The sequence below is a fragment of the Frateuria sp. GZRR33 genome (assembly GCF_051900425.1).
Taxonomy (GTDB): domain Bacteria; phylum Pseudomonadota; class Gammaproteobacteria; order Xanthomonadales; family Rhodanobacteraceae; genus Frateuria_A.
Window position 1 is genome coordinate 101923 of sequence record NZ_JBHZGK010000009.1, and the last position, 20369, is coordinate 122291.

A 20369-nucleotide genomic window follows, 5' to 3' on the forward strand; every position below is an offset into this window, starting at 1 on the left:
AATCAGGGGTAGGCGACGACGTCGGCCACCAGCCACGGGTGTGCCGCGGCGGCGAACGCACGTTGTTGCTGGAGGTCGCAGATGGTGCGGATGTCGCCGTCCATCGCACGGTCGCGATGCATGAAGGCGACCCGCTCGCGCAGCAGGGCATGGGCGGTCCGCACGGCGGTGCCGGCGTGGAAGTCCTCGCCTTCGGACAGCGCCGCCATCAGTTGGCGCACTTCCTGTTCGAACTGGGCGTAGTGCGGATGGCCCTCGCGCGGGGCGTTGCCGATCTTGGCGGCGAGCGCACGCCAGTCGCCACGAGCGGCCAGGCGGCGCGCGGCGTCGAGCATTTCGCGGCGGTAGTCCAGCGCCTGCGCGGCGGTATAGAGCTCCAGCGCCAGCACGTGGCCGAGATCCTCCATCATCTCCAGTACGTGGCGAGCCTCGTTGGCGCCCATCGAGACGTGGTCCTCGGCATTCGCGCTCGTGGGGATCGAATACACGCTGGCCGGGTGCGCGCGGGTGGCCAGGTCGTTGACCAGCGCGGCGGCGGTGTACTGCACGATCATGAAGCCCGAATCGGTACCGTCCTCGTTGCCGGTGAGGAACGCCGGCAGGCCGTCGTTGGTGGCCGGATCGACCAGCTTGTTGAGGCGGCGCTCGGAGATCGAAGCCAGCACCGGGATGGCGGCCTTGACGTAGCTCATCGCCAGCGCCAGCGGCATGCCGTGGAAGTGGCCGGCGGAGATCACCTGTTCTTCGATGAACTGCGCGCCCTCGGCATCCGGGAAGATCAGCGGGTTGTCGGTGACCGAATTGAGCTCCACGTCGATCACGCGGCAGGCCTGCGCCCAGGCATCGCGCACCGCGCCGTGCACCTGCGGCATGCAGCGCAGGCAGTAGGCATCCTGCGGCTGGTGCTTCTTGCCGCCCTTGAACGGCAGGAATCGGTCGTAGAAGGCCTCGCGGCCGTGCCGCTGGTTGGCTGGCACCCAATCCCAGCCGATATCGAAGGACAGCGCCTGGTCTTCCGGCAGCGTCCACGCCTCGGCCGACCATGGCTTGAAGCGCGGCACCAGGTGGTAGGGAATGTCGACCAGCGTGGAACCGGCCAGCAGTTGGCGCACATGCGACGCCGCCTCGACCTGGCCCGGATGCGGGCGCAGCGCATGCACTTCCTGCCGCAGCGCGCCGCTGCGGCCGGCGAAGGCATCCAGCGTCATCGACGCGGCCAGATCTGCCACGCCGAGCAGGTATTCAAGCTCGTCCAGCGCCAGCACCGCGGTGGCGAGCATCTGCGCGGTACCGTTGTTGAGCGCCAGGCCTTCCTTGAAAGACAGGCGGATCGGCTCCAGCCCGGCGCGCTTCAGGGCTTCCCCGCCTGGCAGCCGCTCGCCTTCGAAGAACGCCTCGCCGCCGCCCAGCAGCACGATCGCCAGATGCGAGAGCGGCGCCAGGTCGCCGCTGGCGCCGACCGACCCCTTCTCCGGAACCACCGGCACCACGCCGCGGTTGAGCATCGCGGTGAGCGCCTGGAGGGTGGACACGCGGATGCCCGAATGGCCGCGCATAAGCGTGTTGATGCGGATCACCAGCATCGCCCGCACCACGTCCGGCGCGAACGGTTTGCCCACGCAGACCGCGTGGGTGACGATCAGGTTGTGCTGCAGCTCCTCCATGAGGCTCGCGCCTTCCTTGGACGCATCCTGCATCACCAGCTCGTCGCGCATGCGGTGCCCGCCCAGCAGCTTGTCGGCGTTGCTGCCGAAGCCGGTGGTGACGCCGTAGGTGGGCTCGCCGCAGCTGACCTTCTCGGCCAGGAAATCGGCTGCGTGGCGCACGCGCTCGAGCTGCGCCGGATCCAGCGCCACTGCCACGCCGCGCCGCGCCGCCGCGACCAGCTGCGCGCGGGTGAGGCTGCGCCCATCGAGAATGATCTTGTCCACCGGTGCTCCGTCGTGTTCGTGGGCGACTCCGCGACTCACTGCCCCATCGCCGCTGCCTGTTCCAGTTCCACTCGCAACGCCTTCACCAGCTCGCCGCGCGCCACCTCGAACTGGTCGCCGCGGCGCAGGTCCTTGACTGTCACCACGCCCTTGGCCAGCTCGTCCTCGCCCAGCACGACCGCAAAGCGGATGCCCGCGCGATCGGCGTACTTGAACTGCTTGCCGAGCTTGCCGCTTTCCAGCACCGCCTCGGTGGCGATGCCGGCGGCGCGCAGCTCGTTGGCGATCGCCAGGTAGGCCGGCAGCTGCGCCGGGTCCATCTGCGTCACCAGCACGTCCACCGTGCTGCGTGCGCCACCCAGCAGGCCGGCGTCGCGCAGTTGCCAGAACAGGCGGGTCAGGCCGATGGAGATGCCCACGCCCGGCAGCTTCGACCTGGTGTACTGGCTGGCCAGGTTCTCGTAGCGGCCGCCCGAGCAGATCGAGCCGATCTGGGGATGGTCGTTGAGCGTGGTCTCGTACACGGTGCCGGTGTAGTAGTCCAGGCCGCGGGCGATCGAGAGGTTCAGTGCGAAATGCGTCTCGGGCACGCCGAAGTCGCGGATCAGCCCGAGCACTTCCTTCAGTTCGGCCCTGCCCTGTTCCAGTGCTTCGGAGCCGCTGCCCAGCGCGTCGAGCCTGGCGAAGGCGTCGTCCAGCGAGGTCGAGCGCACCTGCACGAAGTCGAGGATCTTCGTCGCGACGTCGGCCGACAGCCCGAAGGCCTCGCCAGTCAGTGTGTCGCGCACGTAATCGGGACCGCGCTTGTCGAGCTTGTCCACCTCGCGCAGCACCAGCATCTGCTGCTCGCTGTCGGCGATACCCAGGCTCTCGAAATACCCACGCATCAGCTTGCGGTTGTTGAGCTGGATAGTGAACGCGCCGATGTCCAGTTCGCGGAAGGTGCTGTAGATCACCGCCGGCAGTTCGGCGTCGTAGCGCGTGGTCAGGCTGTCCTTGCCGATCACGTCGATGTCGCACTGGTAGAACTCGCGAAAGCGCCCGCGCTGGGCCCGCTCGCCGCGGTACACGCGCTGCATCTGGTAGCGGCGGAACGGGAAGTTGAGGTCGTGCTCGTGCTCGGCGACGTAGCGTGCCAGCGGCACCGTGAGGTCGAAGCGCAGCGCCAGGTCGGGCTTTTCGCCCTGCTCCAGCGCGCCGGTCGACTGCACGAAATACACCTGCCGCTCGGTTTCGCCGCCGGTCTTGGTCAGCAGGACGTCGGCGAACTCGATCACCGGCGTCTCCACCGGCAGGAAACCGAAGCGCTCGAAATTGCGGCGGATGGTGTCGAGCATGCGCTGGAACGCGATCTGGTCCAGCGGCAGCAACTCGAGCACGCCAGGCATGGTGCGGGCCGGGGTAAGCGCCATGGAATCCTCTGCTTGCGGGGTAACGGAAGCGGCGGCTGAAGGCCGCGCGACGGCAGCCGCCTAGGTTAGCAGATGGGCACGCCCGCCCCGGTGCGCGATGCGCGAAAAAAAGCGGCGGGGATGTTGCCAAGCCTGCGTCGGCTCACTAAGATACGCGGCTCCACGGGGTGTAGCTCAGCCTGGTAGAGCGCTACGTTCGGGACGTAGAAGTCGCATGTTCGAATCATGTCACCCCGACCAAGGTTCGTGGAAAGGCCACCGCTAGCGGTGGCTTTTTTCTTTTGGGGCGTGCTGCAGGAGCACACCTGTGCGCGACCGGGATGCATCGCGGTCGCGCACAGGTGCGCTCCTACAGGGAAGCGGCCAGTAGGGCGAGCTGGTCCATTTCCTCCGCGTCGAAGCCGGCGGCCAGCCGCGCGGGATGGTTGAACGGTCCGCGCAGGCTGCCGCCCATGTAGTCTCGGAGCAGTTGCACGAAAGTCTCGCGCGGCTCCAGTCCGTCGCGTTCGCAGCACCAGCGGAACCAGCGCGTGCCTGCCGCCACATGGGCCACTTCCTCGCGCAGGATCACTTCCAGGATCGCGATGGTGCGTTGGTCGCCGAGGCCGCGCAGACGCTCGATCATGCCAGGCGTCACGTCCAGACCACGGGCTTCCAGCACGCGAGGCACCAGCGCCATGCGGGCGAGATCGCTGTGGGCGGTCTTGGCGGCCATCTCCCACAGGCCATTGTGGGCGTCGAAGTCGCCGTAGGCGTGACCCAGCTCGGCCAGCCGCTCCTGGAGCATCCGGAAGTGGCGCGCCTCGTCGTGGGCGCAGCTGGCCCAGTCGCGGTAGTAGTCGTCGGGAAAGCCGCGGAAGCGATAGACCGCGTCCCAGGCCAGGTTGATGGCGTTGAACTCGATGTGTGCGATCGCGTGGACCAGCGCCGCCCGGCCCTCGGGCGTGCCGAGGCCACGTTGCGGGACCTGGCGCGCTTCGACCAGGCGGGGACGGAGCGGCCGGCCAGGCGTCCCGATCGGTTCCGGAGGCGACCCATCGGCGTCGGGGTCGAGTCCGCCGGCCTGTAGCGCCTGCCACGTGGCGTGGGTCAGACGGAGCTTTTCCTCGGGATCGCTCGCCTCGAGGCAGCGCCGGGCGGCTTGGTGCAGGTCGGTCATGTGGCGAGTTTACGGGTGGCTCGCGTTGCGAGCAGTACGGGGCGGCCGCATGGTGGCGTTCCACGCCTCCAGGGGACGCGAAGGGCCCGGCCTCCGTGTGACGAAATCGAGGCGTTCGTGCCCGGGGCGCGATTACGACCTTTCGCGGCGCTGCCAAGCGACGTGGGCTTCGAGGAACAATCGAACTTCGATGCGCCGCGTACTTCGCCCTGGCGAATGCAGCTGTGCTGCAGCGCTTCCACGAACCCGCGCACCCGACAATTCATCATGCATCTGCTGGTCGAGGACCGCCGAAGCATGGCACCGACGCCTGGCCGCGCGAAACGTCATCGGTCGCTACCGAACACGACGTGCCCATGACCTCGCCGGCAGACCGCCCGTGGCGCATGCGCGACGTCCCTCCGATCGATGCGACCGGCGATGCTGTGGGCATCGCCCACAACATCGCCCGATGCGGCATCAGGCGCTACGGCGGGCGGCCTTGGCGTCGTCCGAGCGGAGCATCTCGATCTGCTGCAGGTAATCACGGTCCAGGCCGGTGACGTACTCGCCGGAGAAGCAGGACGTGTCGAACTGCTTGAGCTCCTCGTTGCCGTCCTGCACCGCCCAGACCAGGTCGGCCAGGTCCTGGTAGATCAGCCAGTCGGCGCCGAGCAGTTGCTCGATTTCCTTCTCGGACTTGCCGGCGGCCACCAGCTCGGTGGCCGAGGGCATGTCGATGCCGTAGACGTTGGGGTAGCGCACCGGTGGCGCGGCCGAGGCGAAGTACACCTTTTTCGCCCCCGCATCGCGGGCCATCTGGATGATCTGCTTCGACGTGGTGCCGCGCACGATCGAATCGTCGACCAGCAGCACGGTCTTGTTGCGGAACTCCAGGTCGATCGCGTTCAGCTTGCGGCGCACCGATTTTACGCGGTCGCCCTGGCCCGGCATGATGAACGTGCGGCCAACGTAGCGGTTCTTGACGAAGCCCTCGCGGAACGGCACGCCAAGCGCATTGGCCAGCGAACTGGCCGCAGTGCGCGCGGTATCCGGGATCGGGATCACCGCGTCGATGCCATGATCGGGACGCTCGCGCAGGATCTTCTGCGCCAGCTTCTCGCCCATGCGCAGGCGCGCCTTGTAGACCGAGACGTCCTCGATCATCGAGTCGGGCCGCGCCAGGTAGACGTATTCGAAGATGCACGGCGCGTGCACCGCGCCCTCGGCGCAGCGGCGCGCGTGCAACTGGCCGTCCACCGTGATGTAGACCGCCTCGCCCGGCTCCACGTCGCGTACGCGCTTGAAACCCAGCACGTCGAACGCGACCGATTCGGAGGCCACGGCGTACTCACGGCCTTCCGGCGTCACGCGCTCGCCCAGCACCAGCGGACGGATGCCGTGCGGGTCGCGGAAGGCCAGCAGCCCGTAGCCCTGGATCAGCGCCAGGCAGGCGTAGCCGCCGCGCGCGCGGGCGTGCACGCCGGCAACCGCCTTGAAGATCTGGTCGGGCGTCAGCGCCATGCGGTCCTGGATCTGCAGCTCGTGCGCGAGCACGTTCAGCAGCACCTCGGAATCCGAATCGGTGTTGATGTGCCGGCGGTCGTCCTGGAACATCTCGCGCCGCAGCGCTTCGGTGTTCACCAGGTTGCCGTTGTGCGCGAAAGCGATGCCGTAGGGCGAATTGACGTAGAACGGCTGCGCCTCGTCGGCATTGTCCGAACCGGCCGTCGGGTACCGGCAATGGCCGATGCCGATGGCGCCGCGCAGGCGGCTCATCGCGGTCTGGTTGAACACGTCGCGCACCAGGCCGTTGCCCTTGTGCAGGCGCAGGTGCGCGCCATCGACGGTGACGATGCCGGCCGCGTCCTGGCCGCGGTGCTGCAGCACCGTGAGTCCGTCATAAAGCGCCGATGCCACTTCGGTGGTACCGACGATGCCGATGATTCCGCACATGGTTTGATGCCCTGATGTCGTAAGCCTGGTTCTGGTAAGGCGTGTTCAGGTGAGCGTGGCCGCTCGCACGGCCGAAAGCACAGATTGCGCCGGCGCGGGTGAACTGCCCGGAAGTGCCGGCAAGGTGCCCGGCGGCAACGCGGGAAGCTGCGCTGGCGGATGCAGGTAGCGGCGCACGCTCTCCGGCACCCGCTCACCCAGCCAGGCGGCCGCGCCGGCGAACTGCGGCAGCAGCAGCGAGTGCTGCCAGCCGGCCTCGCGGGTAAGCGCGGTGAAGCCAGCCAGGAACACCACCAGGGTCACCAGCAGCACGCCCCGCGCAAAGCCGAACAACATGCCCAGGAGACGGTCCAGCCCGCCCAACCCGATCCCGGAAAGGATCCGCCGGGCCACGAAGCGCAGCAGCGCGCCAACGATCAGCACCACCGCGAAACACAATCCGTAGCCCAGCAGGATGCGCGCCGCCGGCAACGAGATGCTGTGCTCGAGGTGCGCCGCCACCACCGGCCCGAACGTCCAGGCGACCCAGAACGCCGCAACCCAGGCGACCAGCGACAGCACTTCGGAGACCAGCCCGCGCCACAGCCCGACCAGCACGGACAGGGCCAGCACGGCGAGGATGGTGAAGTCGATCCAGTTCATGCTGCCGCCCCGGTGGACCGCGCCTTACGGCACGCCCACCACGTTGCCGGCCATGCCAAGCTTGGCCTTGATCTGGTCGCGCACGCGCTCGGCGTCCGCACGCTGGATCTGGGGGCCGGCGCGCACGCGCCACAGGGTGCGCCCACCGCTGCTGACCGAGTCGGTAAAACCGTCGAAGCCGGCCGCGCGCAGCTTGTCGCGCAGCGCATTGGCATCGGCCTGGCTGCCCATCGCCGCCACCTGCACCGCGTAGCCACCCGCACGCGCCGGAGCCGCGGCCGGCGTCGCAGCGGCGACGTCACCATGTTGGTCGCTTGCGCCACTTTCAAGGTGCGCCGGCGCCCCCGGGATGCTCTGGGTGATCTTCAGGCGCGCAGCCTCGGCGGCCGTGCGCGTCTGGAATGGTCCGGCGGTCACCAGCGTGAGCGCGCGGCCGCCCTGGCGGATTGGCGCGCCACTGACCGGATAGCCCAGCGCGCGCACCTTCTGGATCAGCCGCTGCGCGCCCTCGCTCGAGTAGGCGCTGAGGTTGAGCGTGAAGTTGCCGCGCGCGGCGGTGCCGGCGGTATCGGCCGGCGCGCTGGCGATCGCCGGCTCATCGGCGGGCTTCTCGGCCGGCTTCGGCGCCGCAGCCTCAGGCTGGGTGGTTTGCGGCTGCGGAGCCTGCGCGGGCGTGGCCGCGCCCGGCTCCATTTCCACGTCGTGCGGACGACGCGAGGCGATGTCGACGGTGGCCAGACGGTCCGAGGATGCCTGCGCGCTCGACTGGGTGCTCGCGGGAATCACCGGCGCCGCCGTGCCGCTGCTGGCTGGGGCGTCCGGATCCAGGCTCATCGTGCGCGTCTGCAGGTCGCGATCGGGCGCCGGCGGGATCGCCAGGCTCACCGCCTGGTCGCCCGCGGCCGAGGGCGGCGTGCTGGAGAAGAACATCGGCACGAACAACACCGCCAACGCGATCAGGACGAAGGCACCCAACAGGCGTGTTTTCAAGACTGAAGCTCCAAGACGGCACGGCACGCAACACGACGATTATACCTGCCCGCGCCGCCGGCACGGTCCGCTCAGGCGTCCGGTTCAGCCAGCACGGCGCTCGCGACGAAGAACGAGCCGAACGCCAGGATGCACTCGCCCTGCCGCGCCTGCGCCCGCGCCGCGGCCAGCGCGTCGGTGACACTGGCATGCACGTCGAAGCTCGCCTCCGGAAGGGTCTGGCGCAACGCTTCGGCCAACGAGCCGACGGGGAGGCCGCGGGGCGAATCCTTGTCCAGCCCGGCCAGGTGCCAGTGGTCGACCTGCGGCCCCAGCGCACCAAGCACGCCCGCCACGTCCTTGTCGGCGAGGACACCGTAGACCGCGTGCACGCGCGGGAACTGGCGCAGTCGCAGCCAGTCGGCCAACGCGCGTGCCGCCTGCGGGTTGTGGCCCACGTCCACCACCACCGCCGGATCGCCGCCGACCGTTTGCAGGCGTGCGCGCACCTGTACGGCCTTCAGGCCATCGGCGGCGGCCTGGCCCAGCGCGATCGGCGCGGCCAATCCGCCGATCGCGTCGAGCGCGTGCAGTGCGGCGATGGCCGCAGCGGCGTTGGCGTACTGCACCGGTGCGGCCAGCGCCGGATCGGGAAGTTCGAATGCGGTGCCGTCGCGGTGCTGCCAGCGCCATCCGCGCACGTGCCGCTCCACGCGGAAATCGCGCCCCGCCCGCTGCACCTGCGCGCCGCTGGCCGCCAGCGCGTCGAGCAGGCCGGCCGGTGGCTCGAGTTCGCCCACGATGGCCGGGCGCCCGCGCCGCGCGATGCCCGCCTTTTCGCGGCCGATGCTGTCGCGGTCGTTCCCGAGCCAGTCCATGTGGTCCATGTCGATGGTGGTGACGATCACCGCGTCGGCGTCGACGATGTTGACGGCATCGAGTCGGCCGCCGAGGCCCACCTCGAGCACGGCGACGTCGAGGTCGGCGCGGGCAAAGAGGTCGAGCGCGGCGAGCGTGCCGTATTCGAAGTAGGTCAGTGGGATGGCGTCCGCGCCGCTGCCGCGTGCGGCTTCGATGCGTTCGAACGCGGCGAGCAGATCTTCGTCCGCCGCGTCATGGCGGTCGATGCGCACGCGCTCGTTGTAACGAAGCAGGTGCGGGGAGGTGTAGCAGCCAACCCGCCTACCGGCGGCACCCAGCATGGCTTCGAGCAGCGCGACGGTGGAGCCCTTGCCATTGGTGCCACCCACGGTGATCACGCGCCGCGCCGGAGCCTTGGCACCCATGCGTTGCCATACCCTGTTTACCCGCTCGAGGCCGAGCTCGATGCTGCGGGGGTTGACGCCTTCCTGGTAGGCAAGCCATTCGGCCAGCGTGCTTGGCATGGGGGGGGGGGCTTTGTGGTGGGGCGGCGCGCAGCTTAAGGCATCGAAGGGGGCTGCGCCTTTTGCTGGTGGTTTCGTTGGCGCTGATTCTGGATTGTTCGCGACTTGGCTCGCCTGCCGCGGGGAGCCCACGCAGGAACGACAAGCAAAGCCCCCCTTATGCAGGAGGCGCCCCCGCGAGCCCCGGCCCCTCACCCCAGCCCTTTCCCCGGAGAGAGAGGGAGCAAAGCAACTTTGCACGCTCCCGCCTCAATGCCGGCAGGCGATCGAAAGCCGTCGAAGCCAGCCACGTCGCGGACAAACCCCGCAAGAGCGGGATCAGAGACGGGCTCTCCGCAGCCGCAAGGCGTTCGTCACCACCGATACCGACGACAAGCTCATCGCCAGCGCCGCCACCATCGGTGAAAGCACCACTCCGAAAACCGGATACAACACCCCGGCGGCCAACGGCACCCCCACGGCGTTGTAGATGAACGCAAAAAACAGATTCTGCCGGATGTTCCGCACCGTGGCCTGCGACAACGCCCGCGCCCGACCGATCGCCGAGAGCTCCCCGCGCACCAGCGTCACCTGCGCACTCTCCATCGCCACGTCCGTGCCACTCCCCATGGCGATACCCACATCCGCGGCCGCCAGGGCCGGCGCATCGTTGACGCCGTCACCGGCCATCGCTACCCGTCGTCCCTCGCGCCTGAGCCGCTCGACCACTGCCGCCTTGTCCGCAGGCGAGACATCGGCATGCACCTCGTCGATGCCCAGCTGGCGTGCCACCGCCTGCGCCGTGGTGGCGTTGTCGCCAGTGAGCATCACGATGCGCAGCCCCTCGCCTCGCAGCCTGTCGAGTGCTGCGGACGTATCGGACTTGATGCGGTCAGCCACGGCGACCAGGCCAACCAGCACGCCATCGACGGCCAGGAACATCACCGTGGCGCCCTCGCCCCGCAGGCGTTCGGCCTGCCGTGCGACGGGCTCGCCCAACGCCACCTGCAGCTCATCGAGCAAGCGCGCATTGCCCAATGCGACCTCGCGGCCATCGACCTGGCCCCGCACGCCACGACCGGTGAGCGAACGGAAGCCAGCCGCCGCCGGGATCGCCCCGCCCTCCGCCGATGCGCCTGCCACGATCGCGCGTGCCAGCGGGTGTTCACTCGCCTGCTCCAGCGCGGCGGCCAGAGCCAGCAATTGCGCCCGCGAAAGATCGCCGAAGGCAAGCACGTCGGTCAGGACCGGACGCCCCTCGGTGAGCGTGCCGGTCTTGTCCACCACCAGCGTGTCCACGCCATGCAGCGCCTCGATCGCCGCCGCGTCGCGAAACAGCACGCCGGCCTGCGCACCGCGCCCGCTGGCGACCATGATCGAGATCGGTGTGGCCAGGCCCAGGGCGCAGGGACAGGCGATGATCAGCACCGACACCGCGGCGATCAGCGCATGCGCCAGCCGCGGCTGCGGCCCGAACGCGGCCCAGGCGGCGAACGCCAGCACCGCGACCGTGACCACCGCCGGCACGAACCACGCCGCCACGCGATCGGCCACCCGCTGCAGCGGTGCGCGGCTGCGCTGGGCCTGTGCGACCAGCGCGACGATCTGGGCCAGCATCGTCTCGCCGCCGACTTTCTCCGCGCGCAGCACCAGCGTGCCGTCCTGGTTGACCGTGCCCGCGGTCAGGCGGTCGCCGGTGGTCTTGGCCACCGGCATGGGCTCGCCGGTGAGCATCGATTCGTCGACGTGGCTCTCGCCCTCGGTGGCGACCCCGTCGACCGGCACCTTTTCGCCCGGACGCACACGCAGCAGGTCACCCACCTGCACCGCTTCCAGCGGCACGTCGTGTTCGTGGCCGTGCTCAAGGCGGCGCGCAGTCTTCGGCGCCAGCCCGAGCAATGCCTTCAACGCTTCGCCAGTACGGCGACGGGCGCGCAGTTCCAGCAGGTCACCCAGGCTGACCAGAGTGACGATCACGGCCGCCGACTCGAAGTACACGCCCACGCGGCCGTGCATGCGGAAGCCAGCGGGAAATAGCCCAGGCGCAAGCAGCGCGACCACGCTGTAGAGCCACGCCACGCCGGTGCCCAGGGCAATCAGCGTGTACATGTTCGGCGACCACGGGCGCAGCGAGCGCCAGCCTCGGCGGAAGAACGGCGCGCCGCCCCACAGCACCACGACGCTGGCAAGCAAGGCTTCGATCCAGCCAAGCGCGCCCGCCCAGCGCATCGGCCAGCCACGGCCGACCAGGTGCGGGCCCATCGCCACCACCAGCACCGGCAAGGTCAGCGCGACCAGCCCGCCGAAGCGGCGCGCCAGGGCACGCACCTCGCCGCCGTCGTCGGATTCCGCGCTGGGCGCGAGCGGCTCCAGCGCCATGCCGCACTTGGGGCAATCGCCCGGCCCGACCTGGCGCACCTCCGGATGCATCGGGCAGGTGTAGGTGGCGCCGGGATCGGCGGGCGGTGCCGGTCGCTCACCCAGGAATTGCCCGGGGCTCTCCAGGAAGCGTTCGCGGCAACGCGCGCTGCAGAAGTACCAGGTCCGGCCCTCGTGTTCGGCCCGGTGCCGGGCAGTGTGCGGGTCGACGTCCATCCCGCAGACCGGGTCCTTGACGAGATGCGCGGACGGCTCCGCGGGCGCACCGGCCGCTCCATGGCAGCCGGGGGCTGCAGCCTGCGCGGGCGTATCGCCTGCGAACGCTTCAGGGGCAGCCAGGAAGCGCTCCCGGCAGCGCGCGCCGCAGAAGTGGTAGGTGCGACCGGCGTGGTCGGCATGATGGGGCGTGCTTGCCGGATCCACCACCATCCCGCACACCGGATCGCGCTCCCCCGTCTCCGTGGTCGTGTGGCAGCAACGGCTCATGCCTGCTCCTCCCCGCCCAGGGCCCGCAGGATCGGGCAGGCCTCCGGCGCACCATGGCCCGGGCAGGCTTCGACCAGCTCGGCCAGGCCGGCGCGCACGCGCTCCAGTTCGGCGATGCGCGCCTCGATGTCGGCCAGCCGCTGCTGGGCGCGCTGCTTGACCGCCTTGACGCCGCGCTTGCGGTCGGCGGAGAGCGCGAGCAGGTCGCGAATCTCCTCCAGCGTGAAGCCCAGGTTCTTGGCGCGGCGGATGAAGCGCAACCGCGCGACCGTGCCCTCGCCGTAGCTGCGGTAGCCGGATGGCCGCCGCGTGGGCTCGGGCAGCAGCCCTTCCCGCTCGTAATAGCGGATGGTGTCGATGGCCACGCCGGCGCGCTTGGCGACGGCACCGATGGTGAGCGGCGTCTGGAGGTTCATGGAACAAGTCTAGACCTTTGATTCAGGTCCAGAGTCAAGCCCTGCTCGCAGGGTGGGTTCAGCCCACCCGCCAGGGGCGACCCAAAGCGGCGGACTGACACCGCCCCCACGGAACGCTCAGCGTTTGAGGATGGTGTGGACCCACGCCACGTAGCTGTCGACGAAGCCCTGAAGGAACTTGCGCGTGCTGTCCACGGTGATGTTGTCGTTGGCGTCGACGGGACCGTCGTCCTTGAACTGCACGAACACCTCCGGCTGTCCCAGCAAGGGGACATCCAGATAGGCCAGCACGTTGCGCAGGTGCTGTTGCGCCAGCGCGCTGCCGGTCGCGCCGATCGACGCGCCGATCACCGCGCCCGGCTTGCCGGCGAACGCGTTGGTGCCGTAGGGACGCGAAGCGATGTCGATGGCATTCTTCAGCACGCCGGGCACGGAACGGTTGTACTCGGGGGTGACGAACAGCAGCGCATCCGCGGCCTGGATCTGCTGCTTCATCGTGGTCCACGACGCCGGGTAGTTGCCGTCGAGGTCCTGGTCGTACAGCGGCAGGTCGCCGATGGCGACATGCTCGAACGCCAGTTCGTCGGGCGCCAGCTTCTCCACCGCGTGGGCCAGTCGGCGATTGAAGGAATCCTTGCGCAGGCTGCCGACCAGGACGGCCACTTTGATGCTCATGGGGAATCTCCGCGAGGGGCGCCCTGCGGGCGTCACCGTTTCGTGAAAGCCGAGCGGTGCGACTGCTCGTATGGGTCCATAGCTACCCCACAGGGTCAGACACGGCCGCGATTCGGCGAAGCATGATGCGCGCCCCGGCAAGGCCCCGTGAGCGCACGGGAGCATCCGCGCCTTGGCACGGAGCCTGCTAGCCGAGCCCCTGGCTCGCCTGTAAAAAAGTGGGGCGAAGGACCGGACGGTTCGCGTAGGATCGTCTTCAACGCAGGCACGACGGCAGGAAGCGGCCGCCTCGCCTGGTCAAGGGGTCGGGTCGCGGACTGCAGGGACGTGCAGCCGTCGCCAAGCGGGGACAAGGGGATGCGAACGCTGTCCGCAGCAAGGATCTGGAACCGGTGCAGGCTCCCGTTGATCGGGAGCGTGCTCGGACTGCTGTGGTTGTGGTTCGGCGTAGTGCACGCGGCCATGCTGCTGGACGGCGGCTGGCGCGAGGTGCGCGCCGGGGACACCCCCGCCGCCGTGCTGGCGCAGTTCCACAAGGGCCAACTGGCCGCGTTCGATCCGTCCCTGCTGCACAGCTTTCCGCGCGAGAACCTCGGCACCTGGGTGGTACTGCGTCCGCAGCCGCCCTGGGTGGACGAGGAGCGGGTGCTGACCATCTACCCACCCGCGCTGGGGCGGATCACGGTCTACGACAACAAGGGTCCGGTCAGCCGCCTGGCGCTGGACGACACCAGTGGTCAGCCGCTGGGCCACGGCCGGCTGGCGTTCCGCTATCCGGCCAGCGTGCCCGCCTCCACCCTGATCCTGCTCAAGCTCGAGCCCATGGAGGGGCTGTCGCCGCCGTTGAGCTTCCACCTCGAATCGCTGACGGCCTTCCTCGGCCACGACGCGCACTGGCTGACGCTGTTCAGCGCCTGCTTTGCGGTCATGCTGACGATGGCGCTGATGGCGCTGTGCTTCGCGCTGATGCTGCGCGACAACACGTTCTTCTGGTACGCCGGCTACATCTTCTGCTACGCGCTGATCCAGAGTATCCAGACCGGCTTCCTGTTCCATCCGCTGGAGGCAGGCTGGCTGGCACCCTCGGCCGCCCTGCTCGAATCGGCCTCGATCGCCTTGTCGGTGGCTTTCGCTGCGCTGTTCATGGCGCGCTTCTGCGAACTGCAGCGTTTCGCGCCCCTGCTGCGCGCACCCGTGCTGGCGCTCGCCGTCGGCATGCCGCTGCTGGTGCTGATGCGCAGCAGCTCGATCGGGCTGCTGGTGGACGTGGCGCAGGCGCTGGTCGATCCGCTGCTGATCCTGGGCGCGCTGTTGATGCTGCTCACCGCGATCGTCGCCGCGTCGCACGGCTCCCGCCACGCCTGGTTCTTCCTGGTCGGCTGGACGCCACTGCTGGCGCTCACCGCGCTGTCCACGGCCCAGCTCAGCGGCGCGCTGCCCAACATGAGCTGGACCAGCGACGCCAGCGTGGTGGCCGGCGCGTTCGAGGCGATCGTGCTGTCGATCGGCCTGGGCGATCGGGCGCTTACGATGCGGCGCGATCGCGACATGGTGCGCGCGCTGGCCGACAACGATTCGCTTACCGGTGTGCTCAACCGCCGCGCCTGGAGCGAGGGGGCGGAGAGAATGCTGGAGGAAAGCACCGGCCGGCCGGTGGCCTTGCTGTTCCTGGACCTGGATCGCTTCAAGACGCTCAACGACCAGCAAGGCCACCGCGCGGGCGATCGCGCCCTCATCGAAGTGGCGGAGGCGCTGCGCGCCGAATTGCGGCCTTCGGACCTGCTCGGGCGCTACGGCGGCGAGGAATTCATCGCCATGCTCGATGGCGTGGTCGAAGAGCAAGCCATGCAGGTGGCCACCCGCCTGTGCCGGCGGGTGCACCGGCTGGAGATCCCGGTCAACGGCGAATTCATGCTCAGCGTGAGCATCGGCGTGGCCATGCGGACGCTGGCCGATACGGTGGAAACGCTGATCGAGCGCGCCGACCAGGCGATGTACCAGGCCAAGGTCAACGGCCGCAACCAGGCGCGGCTCTACGACCGGCCGCGCGGCATCCCGAGTCAGGTGTGGCCGCGCGTGAGCGAGGTGGAGGAGTAGCGCGCTAGGACGTCAGCCAGCCAGCCGCCGCGCCGCCGCCACCACGTCCGCCTCGCCCGGCAGCACCAGGAACGCCGCGCCCGCCAGCGGGGTGAAGGTATCGGCACCGACCACCCGCTCCAGCGGCGTGGCGCCGAGACCGGCCTCCACGATCGCGGTGATCACACCCTCCCCCACGCCGGCACTCTTGCGGCCTTCGTCCAGCACCACGATGCGCTTGGCACCTTTCGCTTGCGCCGCGATGAAGGCGTCGTTGAGCGGGGCGAGCCAGCGCAGGTCGACCACGCGCACCTTCCACTTCAGCTCCGCTTCGATGATGCGCGCCGCGCGAAGGGCCATCGGCACGCCGTTGCCGAAGGTGAACACGACCAGGTCGTCCGCATCCGCGCCGTAGACCCTGCCCTCGCCGAGCTTCATCGCCTCGCCCGGCGCCGGATAGGCGAACTGCCACTGGCCGTCGCCCGGCTCGTACAGGTCCTTGGTCATGTACAGCGCGATCGGTTCGAGGAAGGCGCACACGCGCCCGTCCACCTTCGCCAGCGCAGTCAGCGTGCGCAGCATGGTCGCCGCGTCGTCGCCGCGGCTGGGGCAGCCGACGACCAGGCCCGGGATATCGCGCAGCGCGGCGATCGAGTTGTCGTTGTGGAAGTGGCCACCGAAGCCGCGCTGGTAGCCCAGCGACGCCACGCGCATCACCAGCGGGTTGCGGTACTGGTCGTTGGAGAAGAACTGCAGGCTGGCCGCTTCCCCGCGGATCTGGTCGCCGGCGTTGTGGAAGTACGCCAGGTACTGGATCTCCGGGATCGGCAGCATGCCCATGTTGGCGTAGCCCTGGGCGAGGCCGAGGATCACCGTCTCGTCCAGCAGCGTGTTGAACACGCGCGTGTTCTTGAACGCCTTGTGCAGGCCCTTGGTGACCGTGTAGACGCCACCCTTCTGCGCCACGTCCTCGCCGAACAGCAGCGACTCGGGGTACTTGGCCATGATGTCGTGCAGCGCCTGGCCAATCTGGATGGCCAGGTGTCGCGGCGGCTGGTTCTCCGGCAGCTTGTCCTCGCTGCCGAAAGCCTTCAGGCGGGCGTCCGCGTAGTCGGCGCGCTCGGCCTCGGCCTGCACCTTGGCGGGCGTAAATGGGGCGAGCGGCGCCATCACCTCGTCCAGGCGGTCGAGCTTGGGTCGGCGGTCGGCTTCTTCGGCGGCGGCGAAGCAGCGCTTGCGGGTCGCCTCGTACAGCGCCAGCAGTTCGTCCTTCGAATACAGGCCGGACTCCAGCGCGATCGCGGCCGAGCGCAGCAGCGGATCGGTCGCCTCCACCGCGCAGAGCTCCTCGATGCTGCGCCACTCGATCTCGAAGTCGGTACCGGCGTGGCCCATCACGCGGGTGGTCTTCAGGTGCAGGAAGGTCGGCCGTCGCGTGCTGCGGCAGTGTTCGACCGCGCGCTGCACCTGGGCGTAACCCTCGGCCAGGTCCAGGCCGTCGGCAAAGAAGTAATCGAGGTTCGAGCGCGAGCGGTAATTGGCCGCCACCCAGTCGGTCGGCGTCTTCACCGAGATGCCGATGCCGTTGTCCTCGCACACGAACAGGACCGGAGCGGGCAGCTTCTGGTACGCGGTCCAGCCCGCGGCGTTGAAGGCGGTCTGCGCCGTGGCGTGGTTGGACGACGCGTCGCCGAACGAACAGATCGCGATCGCGTCGTCCGGTACCGGCAAGGTGTGCCCGATGCGCCGCGCGTGATCGATGGCAATCGCGGTGCCGAGCGCCTTGGGCAGGTGCGAGGCGATCGTCGAGGTCTGCGGCAGCACCCAGAGCGGCTTGCTGCCCCAGACCTTGTGGCGGCCGCCGGAGGCCGGGTCGTCCTTGCTGGCCGCAAAGGAGAGAGCCGAATCCATCACCGGATCCATGCCCGGCAACTTGCGGAAGCGCTCGGCCATGAAGCCGCCGGAGCGGTAGTGCAGGAAGGCCGGGTCGGTATGGCGCGTCAGCCGCGCCACCATGGTATTGCCCTCGTGGCCCGACGAGCCGATGGTGTAGAAGACCTTGTTCTGCACGCGCAGCACGCGCGCCATCAGGTCGAGATGGCGGCTGATCAACTGCGATTCGAACAGTTCGCGGAAGCCCCTCGCATCAAGCGCGCTTCCCGGCAGCACCGGCTGGTCGTCGTGCGGCGCCTGGCGCACCCCGCCATCCCACAGCTTCACGAACTCGGTGAAGTTCTGATCGACGATCTCGGCGCGGTTGAAGCCCTTGTGGCGGGCGGTGATCGGGAATGGCAGGGACATGGCAGTATCGGGGGAAGTGAGAGGGTGATTGTAGGCTGGGCGTCAGCCACCGTCGGCAACCGGGATGTGGGCCAAGGCCCACCCTGCGTCCGGCAGTTCAGGCCTGCATCGGCGAATGCCCCGGCTGCGACCGCACGCGGTCCAGCCAGGCCAGGATGTTCGGATACGGCGACAGGTCGAAGCCGCCGTCGGGGGCGCAATGGGTGTAGGCGTACAGCGCGATGTCGGCCAGCCCGTAGCGCTCGTCCACGAACCACTCGCGTCCGGCCAGGTGCTGCTCCATCACCGCCAGCACGCCCTTGCCGCGCTCGATCAGCGCCGGCACATCGGCCTGGCGCGGATGCTCAGGGGGCAACCAGCCGCGGATGAAGCGCGCCACCGCGATGCACGGCTCGTGGCTGTACTGCTCGAAGAACAGCCACTGCAGGGTCTGCGCGCGCAGCCAGGCGTCCTGCGGCCAGAGCGCGGTGCCTTCGGCGAGGTAGCAGAGGATCGCGTCGGACTCGGCCAGCCGACGCCCGTCTTCCAGCTCCAGCAACGGCACCTTGCCGTTGGGGTTCCGGGCGAGGAATTCGGGAGTGCGCGTGGCGCCTCCTGCGCTGTCCACATCGACCCAGCGATACTCACGCCCGAGCTGGTCGAGCAGCAACTGCAGCTTGTAGCAGTTGCCCGAGGCCCGCATGCCGTAGATGGTGATCACGCCCGCGCCTTTCGGCGCGCGCGCCACTGCTCGCGGGTCTGGCCCCAGATTTCGGTGGGCGAGTCCTCGTATGGCGCCGGCAGCCTGCCAGGGCCGCGGCAGGTGGAACCCAGCCGCTGCGCGAGCGCCTGCGAGGGCTTGTTGTCCGGGTGGATCGAGTGGATGACCTCGTCCCAGCCCAGGTTGTCGAACGCCCAGTCGATGGCGGCGGAGGCCCCCTCCACCGCGTAGCCCTTGCCCCACGCCGGACGGGCCAGGCCCCAGCCGACTTCGGTGCCGGGCCAGCCCTCGGGGTGCCACGGGCCGAGCCGGCCCACCCATTGGCCGCTGGCCTTCTCGATGACCGAGAACATGGAGAAGCCCTGGATCATCCAGGCGCCGGCCGACGACAGAAAGCCGCGCCACGCAAGCGCGCGCGGCTGCTGCCCGCCGATGAAGCGGGCGGCCTCCAGGTCGGCCATGTTCGCCGCATAGGCATCGAAGTCCTCGATGCGCGGCGGGCGCAGGATCAGGCGATCGGTTTCGATGCGGATATCCGGAACGTGCAAGGCCTGGTCTCCTCGATAACCCGTTTTTCCCGGGCCGCACGACGCCTGGCCGGGTGTCATGGCGCGAGAGCGCCAATGACGGCCTGGGTGTAGGGCCACCCAGGCCAGAACGTCACATCAGAATGCGTTGATACCGGTCAGCTCGCGACCGACCACGAGCTGGTGCACGGTCTCGGTACCCTCGTAGGTGATCACGGACTCGAGGTTGAGCGCGTGGCGAATCGCCGAATGCTCGGTCGTGATGCCCGCGCCGCCGAGGATGTCGCGGCACTCGCGGGCGATGTCGATCGCCATGCGGCAGTTGTTCCACTTGGCCAGCGAGACCTGTGTTGGCTGCATGACGCCCTTGTCCTTCAGGCGACCAAGCTGCAGCGAGAGCAGCTGCGCGGTGGTGATGCGCCGGGCCATGTCGGCCAGCTTGAGCTGGATCGCCTGGTTGGACGACAGCGGGCGGCCGAACAGGATGCGCTCGGCGGTGTAGTCGAGCACTTCCTTCAGGCAGGCCTGCGCGGCACCGATCGGGCCCCAGGTGATGCCGTAGCGTGCCTGCGTGAGGCAACCCAGCGGGCCCTTGAGGCCCTTCACGTTGGGCAGCCGGTTGGCTTCGGGCACGCGCACGTTGTCGAAGAACAGCGCGCTGGTGACCGAGGCGCGCAGGCTCATCTTCTTGTGCACTTCCTGCGCGGTGAAACCCTTGGTGTCGGTCGGCACGATGAAGCCCTGGATGCCGTCCGCGGTCTGCGCCCAGACGATCGCGATGTGCGCCAGGTTGCCGTTGGTGATCCACATCTTGGCGCCGTTGATGATCCAGTCGCCGCCGTCCTTCTTCGCGTTGGTCTTCATGTTGGCCGGATCGGAGCCGCCGTGCGGTTCGGTCAGGCCGAAGCAGCCGATGATCTCGCCCGCCGCCATCTTCGGCAGGTAGTGCATCTTCTGCTCTTCGGTGCCGTAGGCGTAGATCGGATACATGCATAGCGAGCTCTGCACCGAAGCGAAGCTGCGCAGGCCCGAGTCGCCGCGCTCCAGCTCCTGGCAGATCAGGCCGTAGCTCACGCCGTTCATACCGGCGCAACCGTACTTTTCCGGGATGGTCGCGCCGAGCAGGCCCAGGTTGGCGATCTCGGGGATCAGCTCCTTCGGGAAGCGGCCCTGGTCGAAGCAGTCGCCGATGATCGGCAGCACCTTCTCGTCGACGAAGCGGCCGACGGTGTCCTGCACCATGCGCTCCTCGTCGGACAGCAGCGAGCGGACGTCGTACAGGTCGAGCGGGTCGAGACGGGCGGCCATGCTTGGGTTCCGTTGGAGGGACAAGCCCGGCATTCTACCGCCCGCGGCGGCGGGAGGTCATGCCGGGGCGCCTGCCCACCTGCCACGCT

The 20369-nt window shown here is 69.1% G+C and carries 15 protein-coding genes and 1 tRNA gene; 2 read left to right on the forward strand and 14 right to left on the reverse strand.

Annotated elements, in window-relative coordinates; all coding sequences use genetic code 11:
- Window positions 1–2: 2 nt before the first annotated feature.
- Together ACFWZU_RS12700 and hisS are read right to left on the reverse strand one after the other, a co-directional pair.
- Window positions 3–1931, reverse strand: coding sequence for an HAL/PAL/TAL family ammonia-lyase (locus ACFWZU_RS12700; protein WP_439701891.1), 1929 nt, complete (start codon window positions 1929–1931; stop codon window positions 3–5).
- A 35-nt stretch (window positions 1932–1966) separates the two neighbouring features.
- On the reverse strand, window positions 1967–3343 hold the full coding sequence (gene hisS / locus ACFWZU_RS12705) for a histidine--tRNA ligase (RefSeq protein ID WP_439701893.1): 1377 nt from the start codon (window positions 3341–3343) through the stop codon (window positions 1967–1969).
- Between the two features lie 163 nt (window positions 3344–3506).
- Here hisS and ACFWZU_RS12710 point away from each other — a divergent pair.
- Window positions 3507–3583: transfer RNA gene (locus tag ACFWZU_RS12710), tRNA-Pro, on the forward strand.
- A gap of 109 nt (window positions 3584–3692) precedes the next feature.
- Here ACFWZU_RS12710 and ACFWZU_RS12715 read toward each other — a convergent pair.
- The 8 genes from ACFWZU_RS12715 to ACFWZU_RS12750 form a co-directional block, all read right to left on the reverse strand.
- On the reverse strand, window positions 3693–4502 hold the full coding sequence (locus ACFWZU_RS12715; protein WP_439701895.1) for a ferritin-like domain-containing protein: 810 nt from the start codon (window positions 4500–4502) through the stop codon (window positions 3693–3695).
- A 459-nt stretch (window positions 4503–4961) separates the two neighbouring features.
- A complete protein-coding gene (gene purF / locus ACFWZU_RS12720) occupies window positions 4962–6437 on the reverse strand; it encodes an amidophosphoribosyltransferase (protein ID WP_439701896.1) in 1476 nt (491 codons plus the stop codon).
- A 45-nt stretch (window positions 6438–6482) separates the two neighbouring features.
- The gene (locus tag ACFWZU_RS12725) at window positions 6483–7079 is read right to left on the reverse strand and encodes a CvpA family protein (protein WP_439701897.1); all 597 of its coding nucleotides are present in this window, start codon (window positions 7077–7079) and stop codon (window positions 6483–6485) included.
- Between the two features lie 24 nt (window positions 7080–7103).
- Entirely contained in the window at window positions 7104–8069 is a 966-nt protein-coding gene (locus ACFWZU_RS12730; RefSeq protein WP_439701899.1) for an SPOR domain-containing protein, read from the reverse strand.
- Between the two features lie 71 nt (window positions 8070–8140).
- Window positions 8141–9433, reverse strand: coding sequence for a bifunctional tetrahydrofolate synthase/dihydrofolate synthase (gene folC / locus ACFWZU_RS12735; RefSeq protein ID WP_439701901.1), 1293 nt, complete (start codon window positions 9431–9433; stop codon window positions 8141–8143).
- A 318-nt stretch (window positions 9434–9751) separates the two neighbouring features.
- On the reverse strand, window positions 9752–12277 hold the full coding sequence (locus ACFWZU_RS12740) for a heavy metal translocating P-type ATPase (protein ID WP_439701902.1): 2526 nt from the start codon (window positions 12275–12277) through the stop codon (window positions 9752–9754).
- Window positions 12274–12693 (reverse strand): heavy metal-responsive transcriptional regulator, encoded by a 420-nt coding sequence (locus tag ACFWZU_RS12745; RefSeq protein WP_439701904.1) that lies wholly within the window; start codon window positions 12691–12693, stop codon window positions 12274–12276. Before ACFWZU_RS12745 ends, ACFWZU_RS12740 begins: the two co-directional genes overlap by 4 nt.
- 117 nt (window positions 12694–12810) lie before the next feature.
- Entirely contained in the window at window positions 12811–13368 is a 558-nt protein-coding gene (locus ACFWZU_RS12750; RefSeq protein WP_439701906.1) for an NADPH-dependent FMN reductase, read from the reverse strand.
- 417 nt (window positions 13369–13785) lie between these two features.
- On the opposite strand from ACFWZU_RS12750, the gene ACFWZU_RS12755 reads away from it, so the two are divergent.
- Entirely contained in the window at window positions 13786–15465 is a 1680-nt protein-coding gene (locus tag ACFWZU_RS12755; RefSeq protein ID WP_439701908.1) for a diguanylate cyclase domain-containing protein, read from the forward strand.
- Between the two features lie 12 nt (window positions 15466–15477).
- On the opposite strand, the gene ACFWZU_RS12760 is transcribed toward ACFWZU_RS12755, so the two are convergent.
- From ACFWZU_RS12760 to ACFWZU_RS12775, 4 genes are all read right to left on the reverse strand, one after another.
- Complete coding sequence (locus ACFWZU_RS12760) at window positions 15478–17745, reverse strand: thiamine pyrophosphate-dependent enzyme (protein ID WP_439701910.1); 2268 nt, start codon at window positions 17743–17745, stop codon at window positions 15478–15480.
- 97 nt (window positions 17746–17842) lie between these two features.
- Window positions 17843–18427 (reverse strand): glutathione S-transferase family protein, encoded by a 585-nt coding sequence (locus ACFWZU_RS12765; RefSeq protein WP_439701941.1) that lies wholly within the window; start codon window positions 18425–18427, stop codon window positions 17843–17845.
- A gap of 14 nt (window positions 18428–18441) precedes the next feature.
- The gene (locus ACFWZU_RS12770) at window positions 18442–18993 is read right to left on the reverse strand and encodes a GNAT family N-acetyltransferase (RefSeq protein ID WP_439701912.1); all 552 of its coding nucleotides are present in this window, start codon (window positions 18991–18993) and stop codon (window positions 18442–18444) included.
- A 117-nt stretch (window positions 18994–19110) separates the two neighbouring features.
- A complete protein-coding gene (locus ACFWZU_RS12775; RefSeq protein WP_439701914.1) occupies window positions 19111–20280 on the reverse strand; it encodes an acyl-CoA dehydrogenase family protein in 1170 nt (389 codons plus the stop codon).
- Window positions 20281–20369: the final 89 nt, after the last annotated feature.

What these genes read in the sequence shown, in the direction of transcription:
- ACFWZU_RS12745 (WP_439701904.1), bottom strand. Translation starts at nt 12,693, where the DNA reads ATGAACCTCCAGACGCCGCTCACCATCGGTGCCGTCGCCAAGCGCGCC.
- ACFWZU_RS12750 (WP_439701906.1), bottom strand. Translation starts at nt 13,368, where the DNA reads ATGAGCATCAAAGTGGCCGTCCTGGTCGGCAGCCTGCGCAAGGATTCC.
- purF (WP_439701896.1), bottom strand. Translation starts at nt 6,437, where the DNA reads ATGTGCGGAATCATCGGCATCGTCGGTACCACCGAAGTGGCATCGGCG.
- ACFWZU_RS12725 (WP_439701897.1), bottom strand. Translation starts at nt 7,079, where the DNA reads ATGAACTGGATCGACTTCACCATCCTCGCCGTGCTGGCCCTGTCCGTG.
- folC (WP_439701901.1), bottom strand. Translation starts at nt 9,433, where the DNA reads ATGCCAAGCACGCTGGCCGAATGGCTTGCCTACCAGGAAGGCGTCAAC.
- ACFWZU_RS12760 (WP_439701910.1), bottom strand. Translation starts at nt 17,745, where the DNA reads ATGTCCCTGCCATTCCCGATCACCGCCCGCCACAAGGGCTTCAACCGC.
- hisS (WP_439701893.1), bottom strand. Translation starts at nt 3,343, where the DNA reads ATGGCGCTTACCCCGGCCCGCACCATGCCTGGCGTGCTCGAGTTGCTG.
- ACFWZU_RS12775 (WP_439701914.1), bottom strand. Translation starts at nt 20,280, where the DNA reads ATGGCCGCCCGTCTCGACCCGCTCGACCTGTACGACGTCCGCTCGCTG.
- ACFWZU_RS12715 (WP_439701895.1), bottom strand. Translation starts at nt 4,502, where the DNA reads ATGACCGACCTGCACCAAGCCGCCCGGCGCTGCCTCGAGGCGAGCGAT.
- ACFWZU_RS12740 (WP_439701902.1), bottom strand. Translation starts at nt 12,277, where the DNA reads ATGAGCCGTTGCTGCCACACGACCACGGAGACGGGGGAGCGCGATCCG.
- ACFWZU_RS12765 (WP_439701941.1), bottom strand. Translation starts at nt 18,427, where the DNA reads ATGCGGGCCTCGGGCAACTGCTACAAGCTGCAGTTGCTGCTCGACCAG.